The following is a 24438-nucleotide window of genomic DNA, read 5'->3' as shown; positions in this document are numbered from 1 at the left end:
CAAGGAAAATTTGGCGGAACTCTGCCGTTCAGTTTCATCTCAAGGCGCATGAATAGGAAGGAGGAGATCGTGATCACATGCAGGGAACTGAGTTGAACCTGGCCGGCAATGTGGCTCGAAAGTTCCCGGTACGGTGTTCACTGCATGTATAGCATGTATATGAACCGAACGGTTGAGCGCAACGAGGGGAATTTGAATGTGACTGGCGCGATGGTGATGACAGCGCGCCAGGTGTCTGTGCCCGACAATACATACGCCTAACAGAGCGGGAACTTCGATTCACAAGGACTCCTGCTTTACAATGCTACGATGCTCATGTGACCATCGTGGCCAACAATACGGTGGATGGCAATAGATGGCCTGTATGTGGAGTATTAATTGACAATGATTATTATTTTCATTAAAATCTGAATTAAAACAGGGAAAGGCTAGAAGGATGGTGGCGAATGAGAGGGCTTGAACTGATGGATACATTTTTAACCGTTGTCGAGAGAGGTTCCTATACGGAGGCTGCACGGCGGTTATACTGTTCGCAGCCAACGATCAGCCACCATATCCAGCAGCTGGAAGAACATTTTCAGTGTCAGCTGCTGCATCGGTCGGCGAAGCCTATTCGAGTGACGGAACAAGGCGAAGTCGTACTGAACTATGCCCGCAAGATTCGCGACTTGATGGAGAAGGCGGAGCTTCAGGTTAGGCAGCTGCAACTGAAGCAAGAGAAGATTTTGCAAATTTATGTGAGCAACTACATTTCAGGATGCTACTTTTCCGGTATCCTTCCCTACTATAGACAGCATTTCCCTAAACAATTGATCGAGATTCATACCGCTTGTTATTCGGAGCTGCAGCAGGCTCTGTTGGATGGACGAGCCAATATGGCTTTTTTGCCTGTCTATCCGGAAGACGAGCAGTTGGCCCAGGAATGTACGGCGCATGTATTGTTTGAAGAAGAACTGGTGCTGGTTGTCCCGGGCAATCATCCATGGCTGCGGAGAAAGATGCTGTACAGCCGGGATTTGCAGGCTGCACAGGTGCTGCTTCCCCAGAGCAAATATATTTGTCAATACATTACGGAGCAATTGGAAAGGAAATCGATCAAGGTGCAATATTTGCAAATGTCGAATTTCAGCACGATCAAACAGTCGATTGTGGCAGGCCTCGGAGTGTCTTTCCTGCCTAAGGCTGTAATCCAAACGGAGCTGCAGCAAGGCGAGCTTGCCGCCGTTCGTGTATCCGGATTAAAAATTTTGCGTCAAAATGGCTTTATGATTCGCAAAGGTTATCAACCTGGCGATGCAGAGCAGGCATTCAGCCAGGCAGTGGAACGATACTTTCGCCAGAACGGGTGGACGAGGATGGAATTGATCGGGCATCCGATGATGAATATGTAGCAGTAGATGTATTGGGAATGAATGGAGAATATCAGAAATAGTGTCGGACGGTATTACAAGAAACGGCTTCCATGACTTCCATGACTTCCATGACTTTCATGACTTCCATGGCTCGCTATCCCCTTCGCTTTAACTGGCTCAAACAGCCTGGGCGAAAGGGATGGCGGGCTTTTTTCTGCTGTTTCCCAATACAGTTTTCCTGAAAAAATCATCCGCTTTTGCTTTGCAGCTTGCGGACATATCGGACCTACTAGCGTATCCTTATTGAGCAGGGCCGGGCTTGCTAGTAGGAACAGGCCGCCAGCAGCTGGCGCGTATATTCCGATTCAGGGGACTGCAAAACGGATGATGCCGTCCCGTTCTCCACAATGACGCCGTCCTTCATGACCGCAATCCGGTCGGCAAACCCGTTAATGGTTTCCAAACGATGAGTGATGTACAGGAGCGCCATCTGTCGTTCTTGCTTTAATGATTGCAGCAATCGCAGCAGTTCCTGCTCCGTGGAAGGGTCCAGAGCCGAGGTAATCTCATCGGCGATCAGCAGCCGGGGGTTCATCGTCAACGCTCGAGCGATCGCTATTCGCTGCTTCTGACCGCCCGAGCACTCTGCTGTTTTTCGCTCCAGCAATTCAACAGGCAGATGAACCTGCTTCATTAGTTCGGCAGCCTGGTCAAGCGCTTCCTGTCTATGGACGCCGGATAGACGAAGGGGCTCCGTCACAATATCGGCAATGGTCCAGTAAGGATTCATGGAACGATCCGGGTTTTGAAACACCATTTGAATTTGTTGCCAGCTGATATGCGGACTGTAGATGATTTCGCCTTCATCCGGCCGCTGCAGCCGGACAATGAATTCAGCCAGCGTCGATTTGCCTGAGCCGCTTTCGCCAATCAAAGCAAAGATTTCCTGCTCATACAGCTCTAACGATACATCGCGAACCGCATGGATCAAGCTTTTATGTCGCTTCCCTCTTCCTGTGTTCCGACGTGTAAATGTTTTTGCGACCTGGCGAATTTCAAGCAATGGGCTGGGGTGCATCAGGAATTACCTCCTGTTCGTCCGGGGCTGAAGCTTCATCTAAGCGCCCCTTGTCAATGGTGACCACCCGATCGGCATAGTGACGGGCGGCAGGCAGATCATGAGTAATTAGCAGCAGTGTCATTCGCTGCATGCGAACTTTGCTTACCAGAAGCTCGAGGATTTCCCGCTTGACGATAGGATCGAGCGCACCGGTCGGTTCATCAGCGATCAGCACAGTCGGTTTGTTGATCAAGGCGAGCGCAATCAGGGCTCGGCTCAGCATGCCTCCGCTCAGCTGATGGGGGAAGCAGTGGAGAACTTCCCGATTCAGACGAACTTCTGCCAGGGCGGCTGCCGCCTGTTCCCATTTGTCGTGATCCGCAGATGGATCCATCGTTTCGATGAATTGCTGGCCGATCGTAAGCAGCGGATTAAAGCTGCTTCGCGGATCCTGAAAGATAAAGGCGGCATCCTGCCAGCGCCGCAACCGGTTGGGATGGCGAGCCGGATACACATTTCTGCCCGCCAGTCTGATAGTGCCCTCAACGGCATGCTCGGGAAGCAGCCCGTACAGGGCGCGAGCCAGTGTCGTCTTGCCTGAACCGGACTCTCCGACGATGGCAATAATGGAGCCGGGTGTAACAGTCAGCGACAGCTGCTCGAGAACGGGGAGTTCCCGGTAACGTACCGTTAATGACTCTATGCTGATTTCCCCGGGCTTCTGATTGTGCCGGTCCGCAGTCTCCACTGGCGAGGATTTTTTAGTTAAGAAGCGCGGTTTTCTCGAAAAGAGCCGTAACGGACTCAATAAACGGGAGGAGCCGCTCACACTTCCCGTCTGATCGCTTAATAAAGCCAGCGCAACGGTAACGAGCAGAATGGCCAGGACAGGCGGCAGAAGCGTCCACTGCCATATATGACTCATCCACGTTTCACTGCGGGCGAATGCTTGCTCCAGCAGTTTGCCCCAGCTTGGCACTCGGGGGTCGCCGATGCCCAGGAAGGCAAGACCGGCTTCCATGCCGACGGCCATTTGGAAAGACATAATGAATTTGGTACGCAGCAGTGGCCAAAGAAAGGGCAGCAGATGCTTGCGCAGGATATAGGGGGTATGCCCTCCATACAGTTCGGCCGCTTTGACAAATTCCCGTTCCCGAAGGGAGAGGACCGACGCCCGGATCAGGCGCATGTATCCTGGCCAGGTAAGCAGTCCGAGTGTGAGAATCAGCTGCCAGATTCCGCCTCCCGAGAAGGAAGCGACGATCAGGATCAGCAGTAAAGACGGCAGCACAAGCAGCATATTGGCCAAACCGTTCAGCAAAGGATCAAGCCTTTTGGAATAACCGGCCGCCAGACCCAGTAGGGCGCTTAATGCCGTGCTTAGTGTCGCAACGGATAGTCCGATCCAGAGCGTGGTTCGCGCGCCATGAACCATGATGCTGAATATATCCTGGCCGAGCGCGTTCGTGCCCAGCCAATGGACAGACGATGGCGGCGCAAAGCGCTCGCCGTCTACAGCAAACGGCTCGAACTTGGTCAGCGTTGGGCCGAATAAAGCTGCACAAACAAATAACAGTAATATAATCAGACCGGTAAGCTGAGCTTTGTTTTGCCCCAGCTTGCAGACATATCGCATCAGGCAGCACCTCTCTTCCGACCTTGACGAATACGAGGATCCAGGTAAGGGTATAGCCCGTCAGCAAGAGCGTTAAGGCAAAGAACAGCGATTGTCATCAGCAGAAACAGGCCGTGCAGCAGCGGATAATCCCGCGCATGTATAGCTTCTTGCAGCAATCTTCCGATCCCCGGATAGGCAAATACCGTTTCGGCCAGAACAGAGCCTGCCACCAAGCCGCCAATTCGCATTACGATAATCGTAAACAATGGCAGGGCAGCGTTGCGAGCGGCATGATGAAACAAGACACGACTTTCCGAAATGCCTTTGGCCAGGGCGAATTCAATATACGGCTCGCCGCGCACCCGGCTCGCTTCGTTGCGCATGAGCAGGTACAGACTGGCCAGATTGGCAATGGTCAAGGTCATAACCGGCAAGAAAGCGTGTCTGGCTATGTCGGCTATGCGGTCCCACAGATGCTCCGGACGAAGAAACGGCGTTTCCGCTCCTCCCAGCGGAAACCAATTCCATTCCACCGAAAACAACAGCAGCATCAGCATTCCTAACAAAAATTCCGGAACAGCGCTAATCGTCAGCATTCCGACAAACGAGCCGCGGTCAACGCGGCCCGGATGCTTCCAGGCCGATACCAGGCCGATAGTCAATCCAATAACAATCGACAATAAGGTCGATAGTCCGACGATCAGCAACGTCCATGGCAGGCGGGCGGCGATCACTTCAGTGACCGGCGCTTTGAAGCTGAAGGACATGCCAAAATCGAGCGCAAACAAGCCTTTTACATAGGTCATGAATTGCTGCCAGATCGAATCATCGAGCCGATAATAGGCCAGCAGAGCTTCCTTATGGGCTTCCGACATAAAGATAGCACTGTCTTCCCCGCCAGCTATGAACTCCACAGGCCCCCCCGGAAGGAGGCGGGGAAGCCAGAAGTTGAGCAGCAGGACGAAGAGAAGCACAGCGAAGTAAGCGGCCAGCTGTTTACTTATTATTCGCATTGATAAAAGCCGCTTTGTTATCCCAGAGAGGAATCCCATCGGCTATTCCGCCGTAGGTGTTGAAGTATCCGTCGAACACCTGGGCCTGATACATGTAATAGAACGGCCGGTGGTATAAAACGAGTGTCGGAAGCTCTTCGGCAAGAATGTTCTGCATTTCATCGATCAAGGCTTTGCGTTTGTTCTCATCGAGCTCCGTCATTTGCTGTTCAGCCAACTGCTGAAACTGCTCGTGATCGAATGATTTGCCGCGCGCCGCCAAAGCGTTGCTCGCTTGACCGAGAAACCACAAGCGCAAGAAGTCAGGGTCGCCGCTTAGGCCGATATGTCCGGTGACAGCCATATCGTATTGATTTTCTCCCATAGCTGTAGCAAAGGTAGCGGAGTCGGCCTGTTTCAGCTCCAGCTCAATCCCCACCTTCTTCAGCATCTCCACCATCATTTGCGCTTCTAGTGAAGTCGAAGATACGATGACGCTCAGCTTCAGATCCTCACGAACGCCCTGGTCATTCTTTTTGTAGCCAAGCTCGTCGAGAATCCGTTCCGCTTCAGCCGGATTATAGGCATAGGTCTTGACATTGCTGTTGTACCACGGGGAATCCGGCGGAATGACGCCGCCGCTGCCGACAATGGGTTCGCCGCCGGTAATTTTCTCCGCCATCGATTTGCGATCCAGCGCATAGGCGATTGCCTGGCGCAGCTTGGCATCTTTCAACTGCGGATGCTGCAGATTGAACGTAATTCGCACGGCGCTGCCTGTTGGCGAGCTTTGGATAAGACCGAATCCTTCTTCTTCCATCTGCCGGGCTTCCGGGTAATTGAAGGTCATGGCGCCGTCTACCTCGCCTTTTTGCAGAGCAAGCGCTTTGTCCGCGGTATTGATATAGGCCAATTCTTTCACCCGAACAGAGCCTTTAAAAAAGTTCGGATTAGCCTGGTACAAGTACTGACCGGATTTTTCGTCGTATTGTTGAAGCGTGAACGGACCGGTACCGATCAACGCTGCAGGATCGCGGAATTCCATCGGATTGTCGACAGATTCCCAAATATGCTTCGGAATAATCGGGACAATTCCGACGAGATCGGTCAGAAACGGAGCGTATTTGTTGTGCAGCACAAACACTGCGGTATGATCGTCCTTTTTCGTTACGGATTGAATCCGGGAAACATCGCCCGTCCACATGAACGGGTGCTCTTTGAAGTATTCGAATGTAAAGACAACATCATCTGCGGTGAAGGGCTCGCCATCATGCCAGGTGACGTTGTTCTCCAAGCTGAAAGTGTAAGTCAGGCCGTCCTGGGATACGTTCCAGGATTCGGCCAGCCAGGGGATCAGGCCGGTATCATCCTTCCACGTCAAAGTGTCGAATAGAAACGAATTCCTCAAGAAGCCGCCCGGGCCGGATGTACCGAACGTGAAGGGAGAGGGATAGCCGCTGTTTTGCCAGACTAAGCGAAGCAGCGGGATATCTTCGCCAGCAGGTTCCGCATCGTCAGGCGCTGCTGCCTTGTTATCCTCCAATGAGACAGACGGATTGTTCGGTGCCGAATTCGCAGTGGACGGGTTTTCCGTATTGTCGCTGCTGCAAGCAGCAAACATAAGCACAGCGATTAACAAGAGACCGAACAACAGCCAGGGATGAAATTGAGCTCTACTATGTGAAAACATGATGCGATCACTCCTTCGAAGTTATGATTTAAAAATGTCCTGCCGCCAGCCAAGGGAAAAATCCGTCCAGAAATCGTTCGGTAGCCGGCATGAAATAGGAGCCGTAATGAAATTCAGGATCAAGGGTGGTCATAATCCGGCAACCACCGTTTTCCGACCTGGAGAGATATAGAATAACGCCGCCGTCTTTAGTCGCAATCAGTACCTCGGCATCATCGGCAGGATGAAACACGCCATGGTAATGCCAGGTGGCGTCGCTTAATGTAAGAAAGCGAAAGAAATCGTGATCGGGACTCACGGCAACCAGGCCGCTATCGGCTCCAGGCTCTAACCACCACCAGAAGTTGGTTGGCCTGAACTCCCAGTGATGATCATCCAGCAGGTGATCCGGTTGAGCGCCCAGAGCGGCTACAATTCCCCCGTCTTTTACAAATCTCCGTATATCTGGCTGCAGACGGAGAGTTTGAGTCCGATGCAGTTGGGAAGGGATGATAAGAACATCGCATTCGGCAGTGGAGATTTCACCGGATTCGGTTTCGGGCAAATAGTACAATTTCGTAATCCATTTCGCATATTTAGGCTCAGTAAAGGTTCGATGCTGATGAGAGCTGCCGCTGTATAAAACACCGATTCTCCGCTGCTTTCCATTTGGCTGATCGGCCGAAAGCAGTTCGTTCATGGTCCTGTCCTCCTTTGGCGCAGCGCATCGACTTCGGATTGCATCCAGTCCAATAATCGAGGCCCCAACTTGGGGTGGCTGAGCAGGTTGTTTCCGGAATGAACGACGATGGTTCCTTTCGTCGTAGAGCGGTCAACATAGGTGATCGGCTCTCCGTCAGGCAAAGTGAGCAGCACCTCGGCGTCTTCCGGAGGCGGATGGTGGCCTCTGGCGAAGAAGCCTGCTACGCCGCGATTGTAGGTCAGCTCTTCTGCCTGAACATCCTGGAACAGGGGATGGGCGGGATTGACGATGCTGACTGTATAGTCATGATGCTGGCGAATCTTCCTGGGGATGAACAATCCGGCGCCGGGCAGCCACTGTCGAAACAGATGTCCGCTGAATAACAGCAGCCTGCCGCTTGCGAGAAAGCCGTTTATCAAGGCCCGATGCTTATACAACCACTCCTGATCGGCAAAAGGATCAATCGCCAGCGCATCGCATGTCGTTAGCGCAAGCTGCGGCAATTGGTATTGATCTGCAATGCGAATTCTGGCGGAATCATGATGCAGCCTCTCGGCTGTTCCGCTGCTGAAGTAGCAGCCGGACTCGAGAACGAGTAAGGAAACATTGTTGACGGATGGATTAGCTGAAATCGTTGAGGTTTCATTCATCAGAAAACTCTCCTTATCTCCAGCAGCTGTTCAGCAGGCAGCTGGAGAGCTTGCTTGGCCAAATCCGTTTTCAACTGGTCGAAGCTCCTAGTATCTTCCGGCGACAAGCTGTTGTCCCGCCCCTGTTTCAAATAGTCATAGAAGACTTGCGGCAGGAAGTCCGGCTGCAAGGTGACCTCTACAGAGGGGCCCGCCTGATCCCGAATAACGAAGGCATAGCTTTGCGGGCGATAAGGGTCATATTGTCCTCTCGGATAGTGAATGTTCACCTCATAGGCGCCGCGAGTAACGACCCGTGTAACGTACTCGAAAGCATCCCGAAATCCCGGACCCGCGTGACCGGACAGGATGGAAATCGCTGATCGCTGAGGCGGTTGCTCCGGATACAACTCTTTCAAGGCTTCCTGTAAAACTCGGAAACCAACCGCAACCGCCATTAAAGCCAGCTCGCCATGGTACTTGCGAATATCGGAAAACCCAATTTCAAGCAGAGCTTTCCGATCATAGATTTGAATTAATGACATGAAATCTGCCTCCCATTTATAGCTTCACAGTCGAAAATCATCATATATTAATTGATAATGATTATCAATATCAAAAAGAAGGAAGGAATAACTAGCCAATCGCAAAATTCTCATTGGATACGGGCTTCTAGGATACTATTCATTTTTTTGATGGGATTATAATTACTAGTGGCTGTTGGAAGGTTAGGAGGAAAGATTTGTTGTTTTGAGCCGTCATAAATTAATGGTGCACGAGCAACAAATTCCACTTTAAGGATTGTTTATGCTATTTCAAGGGCGGAGGCGGAGGCGGAGGAAGTACAGGTACTAACAGCAACTGATGAAAACGGATAAAACACAATTGACGATGATAATCATTATCAACTATACTGAAAATGATTCCCTATTGAGCCATTTTCAGTATAGTTGTTTTTGTTAAGACAGAAGAAAGCCTGTATTCAATAAATAGACAGTGAAATGAGATTTATATAAACATACCTGCGTGACATCAGGAAGGAGAGAAGCAGCGATGAATGTAGTTGAATTGGTGGAAAGTCGCAGAAGTATACGCAAGTTTACCAATAGACAGGTGGAAAAGCCACTCATGCACGAGCTGCTGCAGCAGGCAGCCTTGCTCTGTCCGCATCCGGAGCGGTTGACAGCTACCCGCTTTGTGCTTGCTGAAGAACAGCAGGAGAGGGAGCACTGGTTCGTGCTCTGGTTCGTGCGTTTGTTGCGAGCAAACTAGGCAAATGGCTGCTGAACAAGCTGCATGAGACAGCCTTTAAGCGCTACATGGAAATTCCAGGGCACGTGGCAGTCATTACTAAGCGCCATCCGGATATCAAAGTTCAGGATATGTACACGGCAGAAGCCTGTTATATGATGCAATCATTGCAACTATTGGCCTGGGAGCAGGGAATCGGCATGTTATGGGATAGTGATGAGACTCTTTACGTTCCTGAATTTCTTGATGTGTTGCAAATGGATGGAGATGAACGGATGCTCGGCATTTTGCATTTTGGATATGTGGAAAAGATACCGCGCCCGCGCAAACGAACGGATGCAGTCAAGAAATGGCGTGAATATCCGAATATGACGGAATGAAGATGAGACAGGAGGCTGATCCTGATGTTAAATAGATAGAGGAGATTTGCTGCCGGCAGGAAGCTGGTTAACGCGGGCAGTAGATAAGCGAGAGGTGCTGCAATGTTTGTCATCAGCTGTGTGGGCGCCTAATGACGGGCTGCGGGAGCCATGGCGTTTTCTATACATTGATGGGGCTTACACCGCACAGGCTTTACCCGAACACGAAGCGGCGCCTGCGCATCTGGTGGTGATAGCGCATCAGCGCAAATCATCTCACATCCAGGAGGAAGACTTGTGCGCGGTATATGGATTGATTCAGAATCTTCGTCTGCTCATTCGGGAGCATGGACTGGCGACACGCATTGCTATAGAGGAGTGGATGTATGGTCAAGCTGCACGCCTGCGATTAGGGATTGCAGACGATGAACGGATTGCGGCGGTTATGGATATGGGCTACGTATCGGAATTTGCCAGAAACAAGAGCACGAGATTAAGGATGGATTCATTAAAGTGAAAGGTTCTCCTTCATACATTTCGATAGCCGATGTTCAAGAGGATCAATCATATTACGGGGAAAATATAGAAATTCGCCAGTTGGATGAACAGTGTACGGTGTTTACGGTGAAGGATTCCACCGGCAGAGGCGTCATGACCAGCTATAAGGTATTCCCCGGGATCAGGCTCATATACAATGATTTTCAGATGAAAAGCTGCTTTTCCGAGTTTCGACCGAACGCAGAGATGCTGACGATCGATTATTGTCGTGAAGGCCGAATCGAGTGCGAGCTTCAAAATGGTTCGTATATGTACCTGGATGAAGGGGACTTGCAAATCAGCGCGAGCATTCGCCCGGATCATACGTTTGGTTTTCCGCTGACGGAATATAATGGGATTACGATCGGGATTTATCTGGACGAAGCTCTGGAAGCAACGGCTGCCCTGCTGGCTCCCTTTTCAATTGATTTGCTTATGCTGCGGGAAAAGTTCAGCAAGGACGATGAGTTTTTTTTGATGCGGGCAACGGAGTCCATGCGGTACATTTTCTCCACTCTATATACGGAGCAGATCCGGATTTCATTCTTAAGGATCAAAATTATCGAGCTGCTGCTCTTGCTTAGCTCTGTGGACATTTCGGTGAATCGCGAAAATCGCCCCTACTTTCCCAAGAAGCAAGTGGACGCGGTGAAGCGCACGATGGAATATATTCGCCAACACTGGGACCAGCCTGTCACGTTGCAGGAGTTGTCTCAACGTTTCGACATTTCGCAAACCGCGATGAAGCGCTGCTTTAAGGCGATTTACGGGCAGCCGGTCTATGCTTATATCCGCAAGCACCGAATCGAGAGAGCCGCCTATTGGCTCCGTCACAGCGACGAGGCGATTACGAATATTGCCGGCAGGGTCGGCTACAGCAATCCAAGCAAATTCGCGGCAGCCTTTAAAGCGGTTAAAGGAATGTCGCCTGTTGAATATCAGAAAAATGTTGTCCGAATGGAGCATCCTGAGACGGATTGGAGCGGTTAAACCGCTCTTTTTTTATGATAATGAGTTATGTAAATGATTTTCATTATCAACAAAAGGGATGTGGCTGGCATGGAGGATGAACTGACATATAACGAGCCTTTGCAGCGCAGGAGAGGCGCCTGGAATACAAAGGATATTTTGATCACGGGGATGATCGGCGTGGTGTTTGCTTTTGTTTTGATCGCTGTGACGTACGCTTATTTCCCGCTTGCGGCCGTGTTAGGTCCGGGGTACTCGAGAATCATGGACGGGATCTTTATGATTCCGGGGCTGATGGCGCTGTATCTGATTCGCAAGCCCGGCGCGGGTCTGGTCGCCATGACGATTGGCGGGCTGGTCACGCTTCCGTTCTCGCCCTACGGTTTAATCGGCATTGCTTGGTCGGCTGTGGCTGGTCTGGAGTGCGAAACGCCTTTTCTGGCGGTGCGGTATCGCAAATACTCGGCGCTGTTCTTGATGATCAGCGGCTCGATTGCGACCCTGATCAGCACGCTTCTTGAATACCCGTTGTACGGTCATGCCGGATTATCGGTTGGCGTTCAAATTACCATGCTCGCAGTCACGGCTGTAAGCGGAGCGATTGGCGGCTTTTTATCCAAATGGCTGGCGGATGCGACCTTGAAATCCGGCTTGCTGGCAGATTATCGCAGATCCTAGGGCACAGGAAGTGAAGCCGATGATTGAATTGCGCGATGTTCGTTTTGCATATGCGGGAGCTGGAAAGCCTGTGCTGGACGGGATCCATGTGGTGATCGGCCGCTGCGAAACGGTTTTGCTGCTCGGTGCTTCCGGGGCGGGCAAAAGCTCGCTCGCGCTTTGCTTGAACGGGCTGATTCCAGGCAGCATTCATGGAGAATTTAGCGGGAGCGTACGGGTGGACGGGCAGGAAACCGCGGCAGCGCCGGTTGCGGAGCTGGCCAGACAAGTCGGCATGGTGTTTCAAGACCCGGAAGCGCAGTTGGTTACGATGAAAGTGGAGGATGAGATCGCCTTCGGGATGGAAAATTTATGCGTGCCGCCGGATGAAATGGAGCGGAGAATCGAATCGGCGCTAAAGCAAACCGGCTTGTCGGCATTAAGGCATTGGCCGATTGATAAGCTGTCCGGCGGGCAAAAACAACGGCTCGCCCTGGCCTCTGTATTGTGCATGCAGCCGCAGGTTCTTGTGCTGGATGAACCGACGGCCAATCTGGACCCGGAGGGCACAAAAGAATGGTTCGCCGTTCTGAAGCAGCTGCGGGCGAGCGGCCGATATACGATCCTGATGATTGAGCATAAGCTTGACCACTTGATGGAGATGACGGATCGCATCATAGTTCTTGGCCGCAATGGAAGGATCATAGCCGACGGTCCTCCCCGGCAACTTCTTTATGAGCGATACGATGAATTCATTCGGGAAGGTGTCTGGCTGCCGTATACGGTGTCATTGGCTCGCGAGTTGAGCAAACGGGGAGTTCCTTTGCCGGGGACCCCGCTCACCGTTCATGAGGCTATACATATGCTGGAGCATGCCCGCCAGGCAGGAACGATAGATGAGGCCGTTCTGCAAGCTGCAGCAGCGGCCATTGCACGCCTTCATGTTGAAGCTGCCGACTCTCCCCCCTACCCGGCGGATGCCCTTGCAAGCGTCGAGCAGGCTGGCCCGGCGGCAGAAGAAGCCGCGGAGACCGCCGAAGCTGCGGAGGCTGCGAAAGATGAGCTGGCGATAGAAATCCGACCGGCCGACTTTACTCGCAAGCAGGACTGCATGCTGCAGCCGATGCAGCTGCCCGTGCCAAGGGGCGACTTTCTGGCCATTGTCGGAAGGAACGGGGCCGGCAAGTCGGCGCTGGCGCGTTACATGATCAAACTGCGGCAGGCGGCTCCGGGAGTTGTCTATCTGCACGGCCGCGATCTTGCGGAATGGTCTTTTCACGATATGGCGCGCGAGATCGGCTACGTCTTCCAAAATCCCGAGCATCAGTTCGTGACGAATCGGGTGTTCGATGAATTGGCTTTTGGCTTGAAGGCGATGGGGCTGCCTCCAGATGAAACAGCTCTCCGAGTGGAGCGGATGCTGGAACGATTCGGGCTCAAGCAGCATGCCGAAGCCAATCCGTTTCAATTGAGCCATGGAGAGAAGCGGCGTTTAAGCACCGCTTCCATGCTCATTACCGGACAAAGGCTGCTTATTCTCGATGAACCGACCTTCGGGCAGGATCAGCGCAATGCGCATCAACTGATGCACACGATGAAAGAACTGCAGCAATCAGGACACACCATCATCGTCATCTCGCACGATATGGGACTGATTGCGGAATATGCCGATCATGCGGCGGTGCTGCAGGAAGGAAGACTGATTTTTCACGGGACGGTACATGCCTTGTTTGCGCAGACGGAGTTGCTGGCCGAAGCGGGCCTTGACCTGCCGCCGTCTGCGGCCATTAAGCGGGCATTGCGGGAGAGACCGGCATGAGCTGCCTCCATCGTTTGAACCCCCTTGCCAAATTGCTGGCCATCGGCCCGCCAGCGGTTTTTCTGGCCTTGACCACCAACGTCTGGACACCGCTGAGCTTCATCTTGCTGACGATCGCTGTCACGATCATGCTGGGGAACATTTCATTGCTGCGTTATGCCAAAGTATGCGCTCCGATGCTGCTCATTGTACTTAGCTTCATGCTTCTGTATCCGCTGCTGGTCAGCGATCGGGTCAACGAGGGCTCGCAGCTTTGGTTTTCATTCGGATTCATTGAAGTGTATGAAGCAGGAGTACTATTCGGGCTGGCAACAGGCCTGCGCCTCTTCGCCATGCTCGTCCTGTCGCTGCTGTTCACCTTGACGACAGACACTACGGATTTTGTCCGCGCGCTCATTCAGCAATGGAAAGTGAGCTATCGCTTCGGGTTCGGTGCATTGGCCGTTCTGCGCTTCGTTCCGGTGCTGATTAAGCAGTTTCAGCTTGTCAAAATGGCTCACCAGGTCCGCGGTTACACGGGCAAAGGGTCTCGCAAATATATCGAACGGATACAAAGATATGCGCTGCCGCTGCTGTCCTCCGCCTTGCGCCACGCGGAGCGTGCAGCCTATTCGATGGATTCGCGCGCCTTCGGAGCTTACCGCACGCGCACCTATTTCCGGCGATCGGTCATGGTCAAGCGAGATTTATGGTTTATCGCGGCCTTCTGGGCCGTGTCGGGTTTGACTATCCTCATTCTGTTTTATTGTGATATGCTTGGCGAGCTTTCTTTATTCAAGACTTATCATTAGCGGATGTGAATAATGACCATGAAGAATTCAAACTGGGTGACGACCGTGTGGTCGTTTGCCGATTCCTGCAAGCCGCAAATGGCGCTCTCGGTAGCATGCGCAATTATTAGCGTGGCCGGGGGCATGCTTCCGTATGTCGGCGTCTATCAGTTGATCCATTTGTTTATGATCGAAGATGTTCATTTATACGATATTATTTGGTGGGCCGGGGTTTGTCTGGGGGGCTACGGAGTCAAGGTTGTTTTTCACGCGATTTCGACGACGCTGGCGCATCGATCCGCCTATCAGATTCTGGAGTCGATGCGTGTGCGGATCGCCAGGAAGCTCATGAGGGCCCCGCTCGGAACGGTGCAGAACCAATCGGTCGGGAAGCTGAAAAATGTCATGATCGATCGGGTAGAAACGATCGAGCTGCCACTTGCTCATCTCATCCCTGAAGGCACTTCCAACCTGCTGCTGCCGCTTGGCGTGTTTGCGTATTTGCTGTATATCGATTGGCGGATGGCCTTGGCGGCGCTGGCGACCCTGCCTATCGCGGCCGTCTCTTTCGCTTTTCTCATGAAATCCTTCAATCAGCAGTATGCATCTTACATGGAATCCAGCAATCGCGTCAACAGTGTCATTGTGGAGTATGTGGAAGGAATTGAAGTGATCAAAACGTTTGGCCGTTCATCGTCCTCTTACGAGAAGTTTGAGCGAGCCGTGCAAACGTTTAAAGATTACACGCTGAATTGGTTTCGTCATACATGGAAGCTGATGAGCTTCTCCAATGCGGTCTTGCCGTCCACTTTGCTTGGCGCGGTGCCTGTAGGGATGTATTTGTATCAGACGGGGACGTTAGGCCCTTCTGAACTTGCGATTTGCCTCATTTTATCTTTAGGCATTGTCGGGCCGCTGACACATTTCAACTTGTTCGTCAATAATGCCAAGGCAATCGAATATGCGATTAAGGAAGTAAATGAATATTTGCAGCTGGAAGAGCTGGAAGATGCGGCCGAACAAGTCGATTTCGAACATTACGGCATCACCATAACCGATGTTTCCTTCTCTTATTCGGCACCACGGCAAGATGCGGACCCGGGCAGCAGGGTGCTTCATTCGATCGATCTGTCCGTTCCGGAAGGAAGCTTTACGGCGCTGGTAGGCCCTTCGGGAAGCGGGAAATCGACCATTGCCAAACTGATCGCGAGGTTTTGGGATGCAACGGACGGAGAGATTGCGCTTGGCGGTGTTCCGCTCAAACGAATTCCGCTTGAGCAACTGGCAAACAGCATTAGTCACGTATCGCAAGACCAATTCCTGTTCGATTGCTCCCTGATGGACAATATCCGGCTGGGCAGCCCGAAGGCGACCGATGAAGAGGTGATTGCGGCGGCCAAGGCGGCTTGCTGCGATGAGTTTATCATGCAATTGGAGCACGGCTATTGTTCTCTTGCCGGAGAGGTGGGGGGCAGGCTGTCGGGAGGAGAGAAGCAGCGGGTGGCAATTGCGAGAGCGATGCTGAAGGATGCCCCCATCGTGATTCTGGACGAAGCTACCGCGTTTGCTGACCCCGAGAATGAAGAGAAGCTGCAGCAGTCGATTGCCGCCTTAACGAAAGGGAAGACGTTGATTGTTATCGCCCATCGCTTGTCCACAATTCGGCATGCGGATCAGATCATCGTTCTAAATGCCGGACATATCGAAGCGGCAGGCAGCCATAATGAGCTTTTGCAGTCATGCAAATTGTACCGGCGTATGTGGGACGCTCATATTGGCGCGAAGGCATGGGCGGCGAGCGGAAGCGCCAAGGAGGAGCAGGCTTATGGCTAGATCGATCAGGCGTTTGTTGAATTGGACGGGGTCCCGGAAGAGGCGCATTTATATCGGGTTTGTCTATTCAGTGTTCCATACCTTGTTCACCGCTATGCCGGTCATCATCGCCGCCTATGGTTTCAAGCTGATTCTCGACGATATGCAGGGCAAGAAGACACTTGCAACAAGCTCTATCCTGGTGATCGCCATCGCCATGGCGGCCGCAGTGGCCGGACGGTTTCTGTTCGGCTACTTTCGCGCCTCTGCGCAGGAAAGCGCGGGGTATGAGGTAACTGCAGAGCAACGCTTGAAAATTGGCGAACGTTTGAAGCGGGCGCCGCTGGGCTTCTTTAATCGTACAAAAACAGGAGATCTGACGTCTGCTGTAACGACAGATTTATCCTTTATCGAAATGCACGGCATGAAGATGATTGATGTCATCGTCAATGGCTACATCAGTGTGTTTACGATGGTTCTGTGCCTCGCTTTTTACCACTATGCTGTTGCGCTCGTGGCGCTTGCAGGCATTATATTGTCTGCGTTTTGTCTGAAAGGGCTGCGCGGCAAAAGCGAAAAGAACGCCCCGTTCCATCAGCAGGCCAAGGACCGCATGATTTCGGCGACAATTGAGTATATTCGCGGCATGCCGGAAGTGAAAGCTTATCATCAGCAGGGCGCCGCGCAAGACGGCATTCATCGGGCATTTGCCATGAGCAAGAAGGTCAATATCCAAATCGAAAAAAACTATATGCCGTTCAATAGCTTGCATTTGTTCTCCCTCCATGCCGCTTCTGTCGCTATCGTGGCTCTGTCCGCATGGCTCGCGCTGAATGAAGCTCTGCCTTTGCCGACAATGATTATGATGCTTATATTTTCGTTCGTGATGTTCAATCAGGTCGAGGCAATGAACAACGCTTCTCATGTGTTGAAAGTGATCGATGTCACGCTGGACAAGCTGGAAGAACTTGAGGAGACTGAGGATTTGGATCAAGGCAGCCAAGAGGTTCAATTGGAAGCATTTGATATTGAATTTGCCAATGTGTCGTTTGGCTATGACGGACGGCAGGTGATTCGCAACGTTTCCTTTACGGTTCCGGAGCATACGACAACGGCTATCGTCGGCCCCTCTGGAAGCGGGAAAACAACACTGTGTAAGCTGATCGCCAGATTTTATGATGCGGATCAGGGGAGCATCGCCATCGGCGGCGCCCCTGTTCGCGAGATGGCGGTGGAAAGCCTGTTGAAGCATATCAGCATCGTCTTCCAGAAGGTGTATTTATTCCATGACACCATTCTGAACAATATCCGCTTCGGCAAGCCGGACGCCGGCTTCGAGGAAGTCGTGGAGGCGGCTCGAAAGGCGCGCTGCCATGAGTTTATTATGGCGCTGCCGGACGGTTACGACACGATGATTGGCGAAGGAGGCTCCACCTTATCAGGCGGGGAAAAGCAGCGGCTGTCCATTGCTAGAGCGATGCTGAAGGACGCGCCGATCATTATTCTGGATGAAGCGACGGCGAGCATCGATCCAGAGAAAGAGCATGAGATTCAACAGGCCATCAGCGCGCTTGTTGCAGGGCGGACGATCCTCATCATTGCCCATCGCCTGGCAACAATCCGCCATGCCGATCAAATTATTGTGCTCGAGCATGGCGCCATCGCGCAAAAGGGTACGCACGAGGAATTGAGCAAGCAAGACGGCATTTACAGCAAATTCTTGAGCATCCGGCAAAAGGCGGAAGGCTGGAGACTGTGATGGAATCCCCAAAGGGATATGGTGCTTCTCGCAACACCTTCCTCTTCAGGCCGCTTGCCGATACTGGCTGACTTGTTCTCTCCAGTAGCTTTTATCGGATGGACATGAATGGAGCGCGGATGAGAAGAAAGAATTTTTGCAACTGATCCGGGCTAAGTCCGCCTATATGGAAGAACTTATCCAAGACCTTGGAATTGCTTTCCGGATGGATCAGTCAGTTGGGTTCAAGCTGTCCTCGCAAACAATCGAGCTGGCGGAGTTCATGCGCAGAACGGTAGCAGAAGCGGCGAATATGCCGCTTGCCGCGACAAATCCCTTTGAAATACGGGGAGAGGAAGAGCCCCTATATATTCAGGGAGATGCCGGGCTGCTGGGCAGAGCCTTTTCGAATTTACTGGTCAATGCGGTTGCTCATAATCCGGCAGGGACATCTATTACTGTACACATACAAGAAACTGGCGCTCATGTCCAAGTACAGATTACAGACAATGGAAACGGAATAGATGAGCAGAGTGTCGACCGCCTGTTTAACAGGTATTATCGGGGGACTTCAACGGATACGCCGGCAGGCGGTACCGGACTGGGAATGGCGATTGTAAAGCAGATCGTCACGGCGCATCAAGGAACCATTTATGTTAAAAGTAAAGTAGGTCATGGCACTTCGGTTACCGTTCAACTGCCTCGCAGTCAAAATAAGAGAAAACAAGTATAGGCAGCCTAAAACTCGCAAATTCTCCTGGCGTTGTAATAAGCAATAATTAGGCTGCACTGAATAGCTTTTAATAAAAAGAACCGCTGCTATAGACAGCAGCGGTCTGACTGGCATTAGATGATTCGGTTAGGGTCCATACTGCCGCTTTTCATGGATGTGTCTGCGAATGACTCCCTCAGCAATGCCAACATTCTGTATGTCGACTTCCGTTCTAGCTATTTCTATTTTTCAGCTTGTTTTTCCCCGAGTTCAGATTTTTCACTTAAATTCAGCAAACTCTGCCGGAGTTTCTCATTTTCAATTCTCCGCTGTTCGAATTCGGCAATTTCCTCGGGAGTCAGGTCTCTAATGGTCACGGACATCCCCGGAGGAATCGACGGATCGCTCTCATGCGTATGGGTAACCGTTTCGCCGCGCGGGAATTTCTCGCGAAATTCTTTTATTCTGGCGATGCTGGCGGGCGAGTAGTATCCTTCCTCTAAAGAAACCTGTTGTTGTTCTTCAGGAGTAAGCTCGTCTGCAGGCAGCGGATGATCATAGCCTTCAATAGCGTATAGTTGCCCCTTGAATGTTTCTTCGATAACGAATGTTTGATCCTCAGGAGAAAGGGCGCTGAATTTCAGGTATCGGACGCCATTGTACACGAGAGAATCACCGGCGTCTTTATATACGATGGCGTGTTCCACCTGAGGTGTATGATTAGAGGCCCATACGGCTGTAGATGTACCGATGGCGCCTACAGCAATCAAGGCGGCAGTAGTTAATACAATGGTGCGGGTTTTCAACTTTCTTACATTCAGCATCATGGTTAATCTCCTTTTCAATTGTAGTCCGTCCCCGGATAAGGAAGCGCAGAATCGCACAGGCACATCCTTTGAACCGATCATCACATTTAAGATCGTTTCGCCGTATCGCTTACGTTCGGTATGGGACATATCTTTGACGACCTGTTCATCACAGGACAGCTCGCTCCACATGTGTATCTCTTTGCGGAGAAGATGAACAAGCGGGTTGAACCAGTGCAAGGCACTGGCTGCCATGACCGCCGCTTTGACCCATAAGTCTTTGCGCTTCAAATGAATCAGTTCATGGTGAAGGACCAAGCTTATGTCCATATTCGAATTTTTCACCGGCAGAAAAATCGTTGGCTTCCACAAGCCGACCAGAATGGGACTGCGGATTGCGGAGCTGTACGCAAGCTGGACATTGCTTTGAATGCCGAGAGTTTTCTTCATCAAGGCGAGCTGCTCGGCTGCTTCGCTATGTTTCGGCACGCTGGTGCGGGTATGTTGAATGTTTCGCATAAACCTGAAAAAGCAAAACGTCTGCCATAAAGCAAATGCAGCCGCGCCGATCCCCCACAAGCTGATGAACGGGAGAACAATACTGCCCGATATGGTCGGTCCTGTCACGACCATCTCCGGCATGTGCCCCGGGAACGGCAGCGTCTGCGTAACAGCGGCGGATTCCTGCAGGTTCATGGCGGACGTGGCGGTGCGGGGATTCAAGAGTGATGCCAGTCCTTGCAGAGCTAAGGCTACGGGCAGCAGATAAAACACGATCGCCATTTTGCCAAGCGCATACCGCCATGTTGCGGGGAATCCATTAGGCGACAGGACCCGCAACAACAGGATGCAGATCATCACAATGCTTCCTGCAGCGGTAAGGGAAACGAGCGATTCCAGAAGCTTGTTCATCGTCTGCACCTACTTTCGTGAAAACCATTGCTTCAATTCCGCAATATCTTCGTCTGAAAGTTTGTCGCCGTCATACAAAGCTGCGATCATATTTTTCACTGAACCTTGATACAAACCGTCCAGAACATGCTCCGCTTCTGAAAGCTTGTAATCGTCAGGTGTGATCAGCGGGACATATTGATTCGTTCGGCCCAGCTTGGTAAATTGAAGGGCTCCTTTATCCACCAAGCGCGACAAGAAGGTGGATATAGTTTGACCTTTCCATTCCTTGCCGCGTGCAGCGAAAATACGAAGCAGCTCGGCCGAGGTGACCGGGGGATCGCATTCCCAAATGACTTTCATGAGTTCCAGTTCCGTATCCGACAGTTTTTGAACTTGTTTCATTGGTGTACACCTCTTTATTTGCGTTATGCGTCCATAACAAATAATCACTACGCAGCGTAGTGAATATAGGTTACTACGACGTGTAGTGATTTGTCAATAGAGCAGATGAAATTTAAACTATAAATCGTTAAGGATGGATACTTGCTCTCACAGCGCGTTGTACTGCCGCAGCTGGCAGCAGAAAGCGGCTGCCTTGTCTTATTTCCCTTCCTTTCCGTTGCGGCTGATCCGTCCACGCAATAGCTTCATGACTGATGTGATTTCGGTATCGGTCAGCAAATAATAAGTATTTACTGTCCAGATTTCTCTGTTCTTCAGGTGAAAAATCAGCTCAGGGAATTGTGGGAAAAGCCATTTTTGAATTGACGGGCCTTTGTAGCTGACGCTCGCAATGTCAGTCCATGCGATGGTGCGCATGCCGTCTGAAACGACATTTTGATCATAGGTTAGCAAATGCGTGTTTGATCTCAGTGCCCTTGGCAAGCAGACAACCAAATATCCTCCGAAAAACGGAATTCCTATAATGGCCGAGGTAAAGGAAAAAAACTTGCGAACCATCGTCGTATCCATAAAAAAAGCGGCATACAGCAAAAACAGACAGGCCAGCACAAACAGTAAACTGCCGAGCGCTTTGCCCCAGGCAACTGATCTTCGATAAGCGATCGCTGCCATCATCTAACGCCTTCCTATTTTTGTATCGCACCAAAGTATAAGTTTTCGATATGTGTAGAGATTGCTTTTCGCAAAATAAGCGATCGCTGCCCGGCTTACGGACGAGTTGGGACGAGCGATAAAGGGTTTGACTGTATCTGGGGTAAGCATCGATTTCACCGACTTTTAATAGTTTTCTATAGTTTATAATAGAACAAAAGGATTGGCTACGCTGCAGGAATGGTGAGGGAATGGCGATTCAGCTATACCTTGATAATTTTCTGTGAAAATAACCCCCGCGTAAACTCCTACGCATGATGAGCAATCTCGGGTAATCGTACATGACTTGGAGCTTGTACGACATTTCGTCTGAATCGCTGGCTCTAGCTGCAGGACCTTAATAGCTTAAAGCCCTTGCATTTGGCGCATTTGTACGATTTGTCATACAAATTCCGGGTAATCGCACCTTAATCCCATGCATTTGTACGATTTGTCATACAAATCTTGGGTGATTGCCCTTCAATCCCCTGAATTTGTACGACGTTTCATACAAATCTCGGGTAATCGTACTTCAACCGCATGAATTTGTACGACATTTCGTACAAAACGCAGGCCACAAGCCTGCGCAGCCCGCGAACCCCGCGAACCCCTGCGCAGCCCTTGAACCCCGCCAACTTTGGCTATTTACATGCTGGAGTTGTGCCTGAGAATTCAATGGCATGACGGTTTTCAGGAAAAATCAGGATTAATGAACAGTTAGTTTGTCACAAAAAGAATATCCAAATTCTCATTATCATAGTGGAAACTGGTTAAATTTATATGGGGAATAGACATCGCTTTTTCCGCTGCAAGCAGTTGAAGCAGCGCTTTTTTTCCGGTATCATTGATAATGATTATCAATTGAGATTAATAGAGCTTTCAATAGGAGAGGGCAGACTTGAGCCTGAAAAAGATTTTGCTGATCGAAGATGAAAAAAACATGTCGCGCTATCTGGAACTGGAGCTTCAGCATGCGTCTTTTTCCGTAACTGCGGCTTACGATGGAGAAACCGGCTTGCAAATGGCGCTGGCGGATCATTGGGATATTATTTTGCTTGATCTTATGCTGCCCAAGCTGGACGGACTTGATCTGTGCCGCCGGCTCAGGAGCTGCAAACAGACGCCAGTCATCATGCTGACGGCCAAGGGGAGCGTGCCCGATCGGGTCAAGGGACTGGACTGCGGGGCGGACGACTATTTGCCCAAGCCTTTTGCATTTGAAGAATTGCTGGCGCGAATTCGGGTCATTCTTCGGCGGCAGGAAGAGCAGCAAAGCCGGAACGAGAACCAAGTATTTTTCCTTCAAGATCTGTGCATCGACATGGATGCGCGGCTTGTGCTCAAGAACAATAAGCCGATCGGGCTCACCAAGCGCGAATTTGATTTGTTGGCCGCACTGGTCAAGAACGCGAACCGGGTTATGGACCGGGAGACGCTGCTCGATCTTGTTTGGGGGTTTGAGGCGGCGGTCGACACGAATGTGGTGGACGTGTACGTGCGATATATCCGGAACAAGATTGACCATTCCAAGGAGACGAGCCTGATTCAGACGGTCAGGGGGATCGGATACGTGGTGCGCGCATGACATCGTTATCGATCAGATGGAAGCTGACGCTTAGCTCCGCGCTCCTGCTGTTTGTCCTGTTCGCCGGATTCAACGCTGTTCAGTATATTTTGTTTGACCGGTTCATCATCCGGGAAGAAAAGAGCAGCATGGAAAAGACGATGAACGATGTGCTGAACTATTTGCTGGAACGGGAGACGCTATTATACGAGAATGATATTTTTGCTGTTCGCAATATGCTGCGCCCGTTCAATCAGCCGCATCAATTCATCCGGATTCTTGACCGTAACGGAGAACGATTAGCGGCGGTATCCGATCAATTCCCGGAGCAGCTGGTTTCTTCCGCTGCGGTGACGCTGGCGGAATCGGAACAGATCGCTGCTGATGGGCATACCGTGCTTGTCCTGCGCAGCCCGTTGACGATTCGGGAATTTACCGGAACGATAGAAATTGCCAGAAGCTTGGAGGCATTCGATCGGATATACAAGGCGCATTTCTCCTTAATGATCGTTTCCATATTGATCGCGCTTGCTCTTTCTGTAGCAGGCGGCAGGCTGCTCGCCGGACAATTGCTGAAGCCGCTGAAATCAATGGCGGAGACGATCCGAAAGGTTCAATCGAAAGGTTTGCATGAACGGATGAAGCCGCAGCATAAACGGGACGAAATTTCTGCCTTGATGAACTTGTTCAACCAAATGATGGATGAGGTGGAAGAGTCTTTTTACCGGCAAAAGCAGTTTGTTGAGGATGCGTCCCATGAGCTTCGCACACCGATCGCTATATTGCAGGGACATTTGAGCATGCTGCAGCGTTGGGGCAAGCACCGTCCGGAAGTGTTGGAGGAATCCTTAAACGCCGCTGTAGAGGAGCTGGAGCGGTTGAACATGCTCGCGAAGGAATTGCTCGTTCTGACTCAAGCGGAGCATGAAGACCCTGTTCATCATGAAGCGGCCATTGATCCTGCCGCAGAAATCGACACCTTGTTGAAGAAGGCGAAGATGATCTATCCGCAATTTCAATTTGAAAGCGAGCTTGGCGCAATCGAGTCCGTGCGTATTGCGATACCCCCCCGCTATTTGCATCAAATTCTGCTGATCCTGTTGGACAATGCGGTCAAGTATTCGACAACGGATCAATCGGTTCGCATTCACGGCTATATTGGCAAAGGCGCGTCCGCCGGCGACGCGGTGATCGAAGTGCGGGACAGGGGAACGGGAATTTCCAGGGAGGATATGCCTCATGTGTTAAAACGCTTCTATCGATCGGACAAGAGCAGGAGCCGCCAGCAAGGGGGAACCGGTCTGGGACTGGCTATTGCCGAGCGGCTGGTGGGGCGTTACGGCGGCCGAATGGAGATCAGCAGCGAGGAGCTTGCGGGGACGGCCGTTCGCTTGTATTTTCCGCTGTATCATGATGGTTCGGAGAGAGGGTGAAC

General features: G+C 51.4%; 23 protein-coding genes. 13 read left to right on the top strand and 10 right to left on the bottom strand.

Annotated features, from left to right (window positions below):
- Window positions 1–446 precede the first annotated feature (446 nt).
- Complete coding sequence (locus PSHG_RS26935) at window positions 447–1391, top strand: LysR family transcriptional regulator (protein ID WP_010271747.1); 945 nt, start codon at window positions 447–449, stop codon at window positions 1389–1391.
- Between the two features lie 283 nt (window positions 1392–1674).
- On the opposite strand, the gene PSHG_RS08230 is transcribed toward PSHG_RS26935, so the two are convergent.
- Genes PSHG_RS08230 through PSHG_RS08200 form a run of 7 tightly spaced genes read right to left on the bottom strand, consistent with a single transcriptional unit; the run spans window position 1675 to window position 8568 of the window.
- The gene (locus PSHG_RS08230) at window positions 1675–2430 is read right to left on the bottom strand and encodes an ABC transporter ATP-binding protein (RefSeq protein ID WP_010271746.1); all 756 of its coding nucleotides are present in this window, start codon (window positions 2428–2430) and stop codon (window positions 1675–1677) included.
- On the bottom strand, window positions 2408–4048 hold the full coding sequence (locus PSHG_RS08225; RefSeq protein WP_010271743.1) for an ATP-binding cassette domain-containing protein: 1641 nt from the start codon (window positions 4046–4048) through the stop codon (window positions 2408–2410). Before PSHG_RS08225 ends, PSHG_RS08230 begins: the two co-directional genes overlap by 23 nt.
- Complete coding sequence (locus PSHG_RS08220) at window positions 4048–5043, bottom strand: ABC transporter permease (protein ID WP_010271739.1); 996 nt, start codon at window positions 5041–5043, stop codon at window positions 4048–4050. The genes PSHG_RS08225 and PSHG_RS08220 overlap by 1 nt, the downstream gene beginning before the upstream one ends.
- Window positions 5027–6712 carry an ABC transporter substrate-binding protein gene (locus PSHG_RS08215; RefSeq protein ID WP_010271737.1) on the bottom strand — a complete coding sequence of 562 codons (1686 nt, stop codon included), beginning with the start codon at window positions 6710–6712 and terminating at the stop codon, window positions 5027–5029. Before PSHG_RS08215 ends, PSHG_RS08220 begins: the two co-directional genes overlap by 17 nt.
- Window positions 6713–6740: 28 nt before the next feature.
- Window positions 6741–7391: a hypothetical protein gene (locus PSHG_RS08210; protein ID WP_010271736.1), complete on the bottom strand. Its 651-nt coding sequence runs from the start codon at window positions 7389–7391 to the stop codon at window positions 6741–6743.
- Window positions 7388–8044, bottom strand: a complete 657-nt coding sequence (locus tag PSHG_RS26930) for a hypothetical protein (RefSeq protein ID WP_010271735.1) — start codon at window positions 8042–8044, stop codon at window positions 7388–7390. The genes PSHG_RS08210 and PSHG_RS26930 overlap by 4 nt, the downstream gene beginning before the upstream one ends.
- A complete protein-coding gene (locus PSHG_RS08200) occupies window positions 8044–8568 on the bottom strand; it encodes a hypothetical protein (protein ID WP_010271734.1) in 525 nt (174 codons plus the stop codon). Before PSHG_RS08200 ends, PSHG_RS26930 begins: the two co-directional genes overlap by 1 nt.
- A 508-nt stretch (window positions 8569–9076) precedes the next feature.
- On the opposite strand from PSHG_RS08200, the gene PSHG_RS08195 reads away from it, so the two are divergent.
- The 10 genes from PSHG_RS08195 to PSHG_RS26915 all read left to right on the top strand — a co-directional run bounded on the left by PSHG_RS08195 (window position 9077) and on the right by PSHG_RS26915 (window position 18668).
- On the top strand, window positions 9077–9295 hold the full coding sequence (locus PSHG_RS08195; RefSeq protein ID WP_010271733.1) for a nitroreductase family protein: 219 nt from the start codon (window positions 9077–9079) through the stop codon (window positions 9293–9295).
- A 47-nt stretch (window positions 9296–9342) separates the two neighbouring features.
- Window positions 9343–9654, top strand: a complete 312-nt coding sequence (locus tag PSHG_RS26925; RefSeq protein ID WP_010271731.1) for a nitroreductase family protein — start codon at window positions 9343–9345, stop codon at window positions 9652–9654.
- A gap of 106 nt (window positions 9655–9760) precedes the next feature.
- Window positions 9761–10150 carry a nitroreductase family protein gene (locus tag PSHG_RS26920; protein ID WP_148497674.1) on the top strand — a complete coding sequence of 130 codons (390 nt, stop codon included), beginning with the start codon at window positions 9761–9763 and terminating at the stop codon, window positions 10148–10150.
- On the top strand, window positions 10147–11160 hold the full coding sequence (locus tag PSHG_RS08180; RefSeq protein ID WP_010271726.1) for a helix-turn-helix domain-containing protein: 1014 nt from the start codon (window positions 10147–10149) through the stop codon (window positions 11158–11160). The genes PSHG_RS26920 and PSHG_RS08180 overlap by 4 nt, the downstream gene beginning before the upstream one ends.
- 33 nt (window positions 11161–11193) lie before the next feature.
- Window positions 11194–11817, top strand: coding sequence for an ECF transporter S component (locus PSHG_RS08175; RefSeq protein WP_010271724.1), 624 nt, complete (start codon window positions 11194–11196; stop codon window positions 11815–11817).
- A 19-nt stretch (window positions 11818–11836) separates the two neighbouring features.
- On the top strand, window positions 11837–13615 hold the full coding sequence (locus PSHG_RS08170; protein ID WP_010271723.1) for an ABC transporter ATP-binding protein: 1779 nt from the start codon (window positions 11837–11839) through the stop codon (window positions 13613–13615).
- The gene (locus tag PSHG_RS08165) at window positions 13612–14406 is read left to right on the top strand and encodes an energy-coupling factor transporter transmembrane component T family protein (RefSeq protein WP_010271722.1); all 795 of its coding nucleotides are present in this window, start codon (window positions 13612–13614) and stop codon (window positions 14404–14406) included. The genes PSHG_RS08170 and PSHG_RS08165 overlap by 4 nt, the downstream gene beginning before the upstream one ends.
- Window positions 14407–14418: 12 nt before the next feature.
- Window positions 14419–16218 carry an ABC transporter ATP-binding protein gene (locus tag PSHG_RS08160; RefSeq protein ID WP_392392003.1) on the top strand — a complete coding sequence of 600 codons (1800 nt, stop codon included), beginning with the start codon at window positions 14419–14421 and terminating at the stop codon, window positions 16216–16218.
- On the top strand, window positions 16211–17956 hold the full coding sequence (locus PSHG_RS08155) for an ABC transporter ATP-binding protein (RefSeq protein ID WP_010271718.1): 1746 nt from the start codon (window positions 16211–16213) through the stop codon (window positions 17954–17956). Before PSHG_RS08160 ends, PSHG_RS08155 begins: the two co-directional genes overlap by 8 nt.
- 136 nt (window positions 17957–18092) lie before the next feature.
- The gene (locus PSHG_RS26915) at window positions 18093–18668 is read left to right on the top strand and encodes a sensor histidine kinase (protein ID WP_010271717.1); all 576 of its coding nucleotides are present in this window, start codon (window positions 18093–18095) and stop codon (window positions 18666–18668) included.
- Window positions 18669–18889: 221 nt separating this feature from the next.
- On the opposite strand, the gene PSHG_RS26910 is transcribed toward PSHG_RS26915, so the two are convergent.
- From PSHG_RS26910 to PSHG_RS08135, 3 genes are all read right to left on the bottom strand, one after another.
- Complete coding sequence (locus PSHG_RS26910) at window positions 18890–20365, bottom strand: M56 family metallopeptidase (RefSeq protein ID WP_010271716.1); 1476 nt, start codon at window positions 20363–20365, stop codon at window positions 18890–18892.
- A gap of 9 nt (window positions 20366–20374) precedes the next feature.
- Complete coding sequence (locus PSHG_RS08140) at window positions 20375–20749, bottom strand: BlaI/MecI/CopY family transcriptional regulator (protein WP_010271715.1); 375 nt, start codon at window positions 20747–20749, stop codon at window positions 20375–20377.
- 198 nt (window positions 20750–20947) lie between these two features.
- A complete protein-coding gene (locus tag PSHG_RS08135) occupies window positions 20948–21421 on the bottom strand; it encodes a DUF5381 family protein (RefSeq protein WP_026021257.1) in 474 nt (157 codons plus the stop codon).
- 958 nt (window positions 21422–22379) lie between these two features.
- On the opposite strand from PSHG_RS08135, the gene PSHG_RS08125 reads away from it, so the two are divergent.
- Together PSHG_RS08125 and PSHG_RS08120 are read left to right on the top strand one after the other, a co-directional pair.
- Window positions 22380–23024 (top strand): response regulator transcription factor, encoded by a 645-nt coding sequence (locus PSHG_RS08125; protein WP_235782036.1) that lies wholly within the window; start codon window positions 22380–22382, stop codon window positions 23022–23024.
- On the top strand, window positions 23021–24436 hold the full coding sequence (locus tag PSHG_RS08120; protein WP_010271709.1) for a HAMP domain-containing sensor histidine kinase: 1416 nt from the start codon (window positions 23021–23023) through the stop codon (window positions 24434–24436). Before PSHG_RS08125 ends, PSHG_RS08120 begins: the two co-directional genes overlap by 4 nt.
- Window positions 24437–24438 lie beyond the last annotated feature (2 nt).

Origin of the sequence: Paenibacillus senegalensis JC66, from assembly GCF_000285515.1 — a bacterium.
GTDB classification, from domain to species: Bacteria; Bacillota; Bacilli; order Paenibacillales; family NBRC-103111; genus Paenibacillus_L; species Paenibacillus_L senegalensis.
The sequence above is the reverse complement of the archived record's forward strand: the minus strand, read 5'-3'. Positions and strand labels throughout refer to the sequence as shown.

Coding starts and splice junctions, on each gene's coding strand:
- PSHG_RS08120 (WP_010271709.1), top strand. CDS start 23,021: ATGACATCGTTATCGATCAGATGGAAGCTGACGCTTAGCTCCGCGCTC.
- PSHG_RS08210 (WP_010271736.1), bottom strand. CDS start 7,391: ATGAACGAACTGCTTTCGGCCGATCAGCCAAATGGAAAGCAGCGGAGA.
- PSHG_RS08125 (WP_235782036.1), top strand. CDS start 22,380: ATGTCGCGCTATCTGGAACTGGAGCTTCAGCATGCGTCTTTTTCCGTA.
- PSHG_RS08230 (WP_010271746.1), bottom strand. CDS start 2,430: ATGCACCCCAGCCCATTGCTTGAAATTCGCCAGGTCGCAAAAACATTT.
- PSHG_RS08225 (WP_010271743.1), bottom strand. CDS start 4,048: ATGCGATATGTCTGCAAGCTGGGGCAAAACAAAGCTCAGCTTACCGGT.
- PSHG_RS08140 (WP_010271715.1), bottom strand. CDS start 20,749: ATGAAACAAGTTCAAAAACTGTCGGATACGGAACTGGAACTCATGAAA.
- PSHG_RS08200 (WP_010271734.1), bottom strand. CDS start 8,568: ATGTCATTAATTCAAATCTATGATCGGAAAGCTCTGCTTGAAATTGGG.
- PSHG_RS26930 (WP_010271735.1), bottom strand. CDS start 8,044: ATGAATGAAACCTCAACGATTTCAGCTAATCCATCCGTCAACAATGTT.
- PSHG_RS08220 (WP_010271739.1), bottom strand. CDS start 5,043: ATGCGAATAATAAGTAAACAGCTGGCCGCTTACTTCGCTGTGCTTCTC.
- PSHG_RS26935 (WP_010271747.1), top strand. CDS start 447: ATGAGAGGGCTTGAACTGATGGATACATTTTTAACCGTTGTCGAGAGA.
- PSHG_RS08155 (WP_010271718.1), top strand. CDS start 16,211: ATGGCTAGATCGATCAGGCGTTTGTTGAATTGGACGGGGTCCCGGAAG.
- PSHG_RS08175 (WP_010271724.1), top strand. CDS start 11,194: ATGATTTTCATTATCAACAAAAGGGATGTGGCTGGCATGGAGGATGAA.
- PSHG_RS08135 (WP_026021257.1), bottom strand. CDS start 21,421: ATGGCAGCGATCGCTTATCGAAGATCAGTTGCCTGGGGCAAAGCGCTC.
- PSHG_RS08165 (WP_010271722.1), top strand. CDS start 13,612: ATGAGCTGCCTCCATCGTTTGAACCCCCTTGCCAAATTGCTGGCCATC.
- PSHG_RS08215 (WP_010271737.1), bottom strand. CDS start 6,712: ATGTTTTCACATAGTAGAGCTCAATTTCATCCCTGGCTGTTGTTCGGT.
- PSHG_RS08160 (WP_392392003.1), top strand. CDS start 14,419: ATGACCATGAAGAATTCAAACTGGGTGACGACCGTGTGGTCGTTTGCC.
- PSHG_RS26910 (WP_010271716.1), bottom strand. CDS start 20,365: ATGAACAAGCTTCTGGAATCGCTCGTTTCCCTTACCGCTGCAGGAAGC.
- PSHG_RS08170 (WP_010271723.1), top strand. CDS start 11,837: ATGATTGAATTGCGCGATGTTCGTTTTGCATATGCGGGAGCTGGAAAG.
- PSHG_RS08195 (WP_010271733.1), top strand. CDS start 9,077: ATGAATGTAGTTGAATTGGTGGAAAGTCGCAGAAGTATACGCAAGTTT.
- PSHG_RS26925 (WP_010271731.1), top strand. CDS start 9,343: ATGGAAATTCCAGGGCACGTGGCAGTCATTACTAAGCGCCATCCGGAT.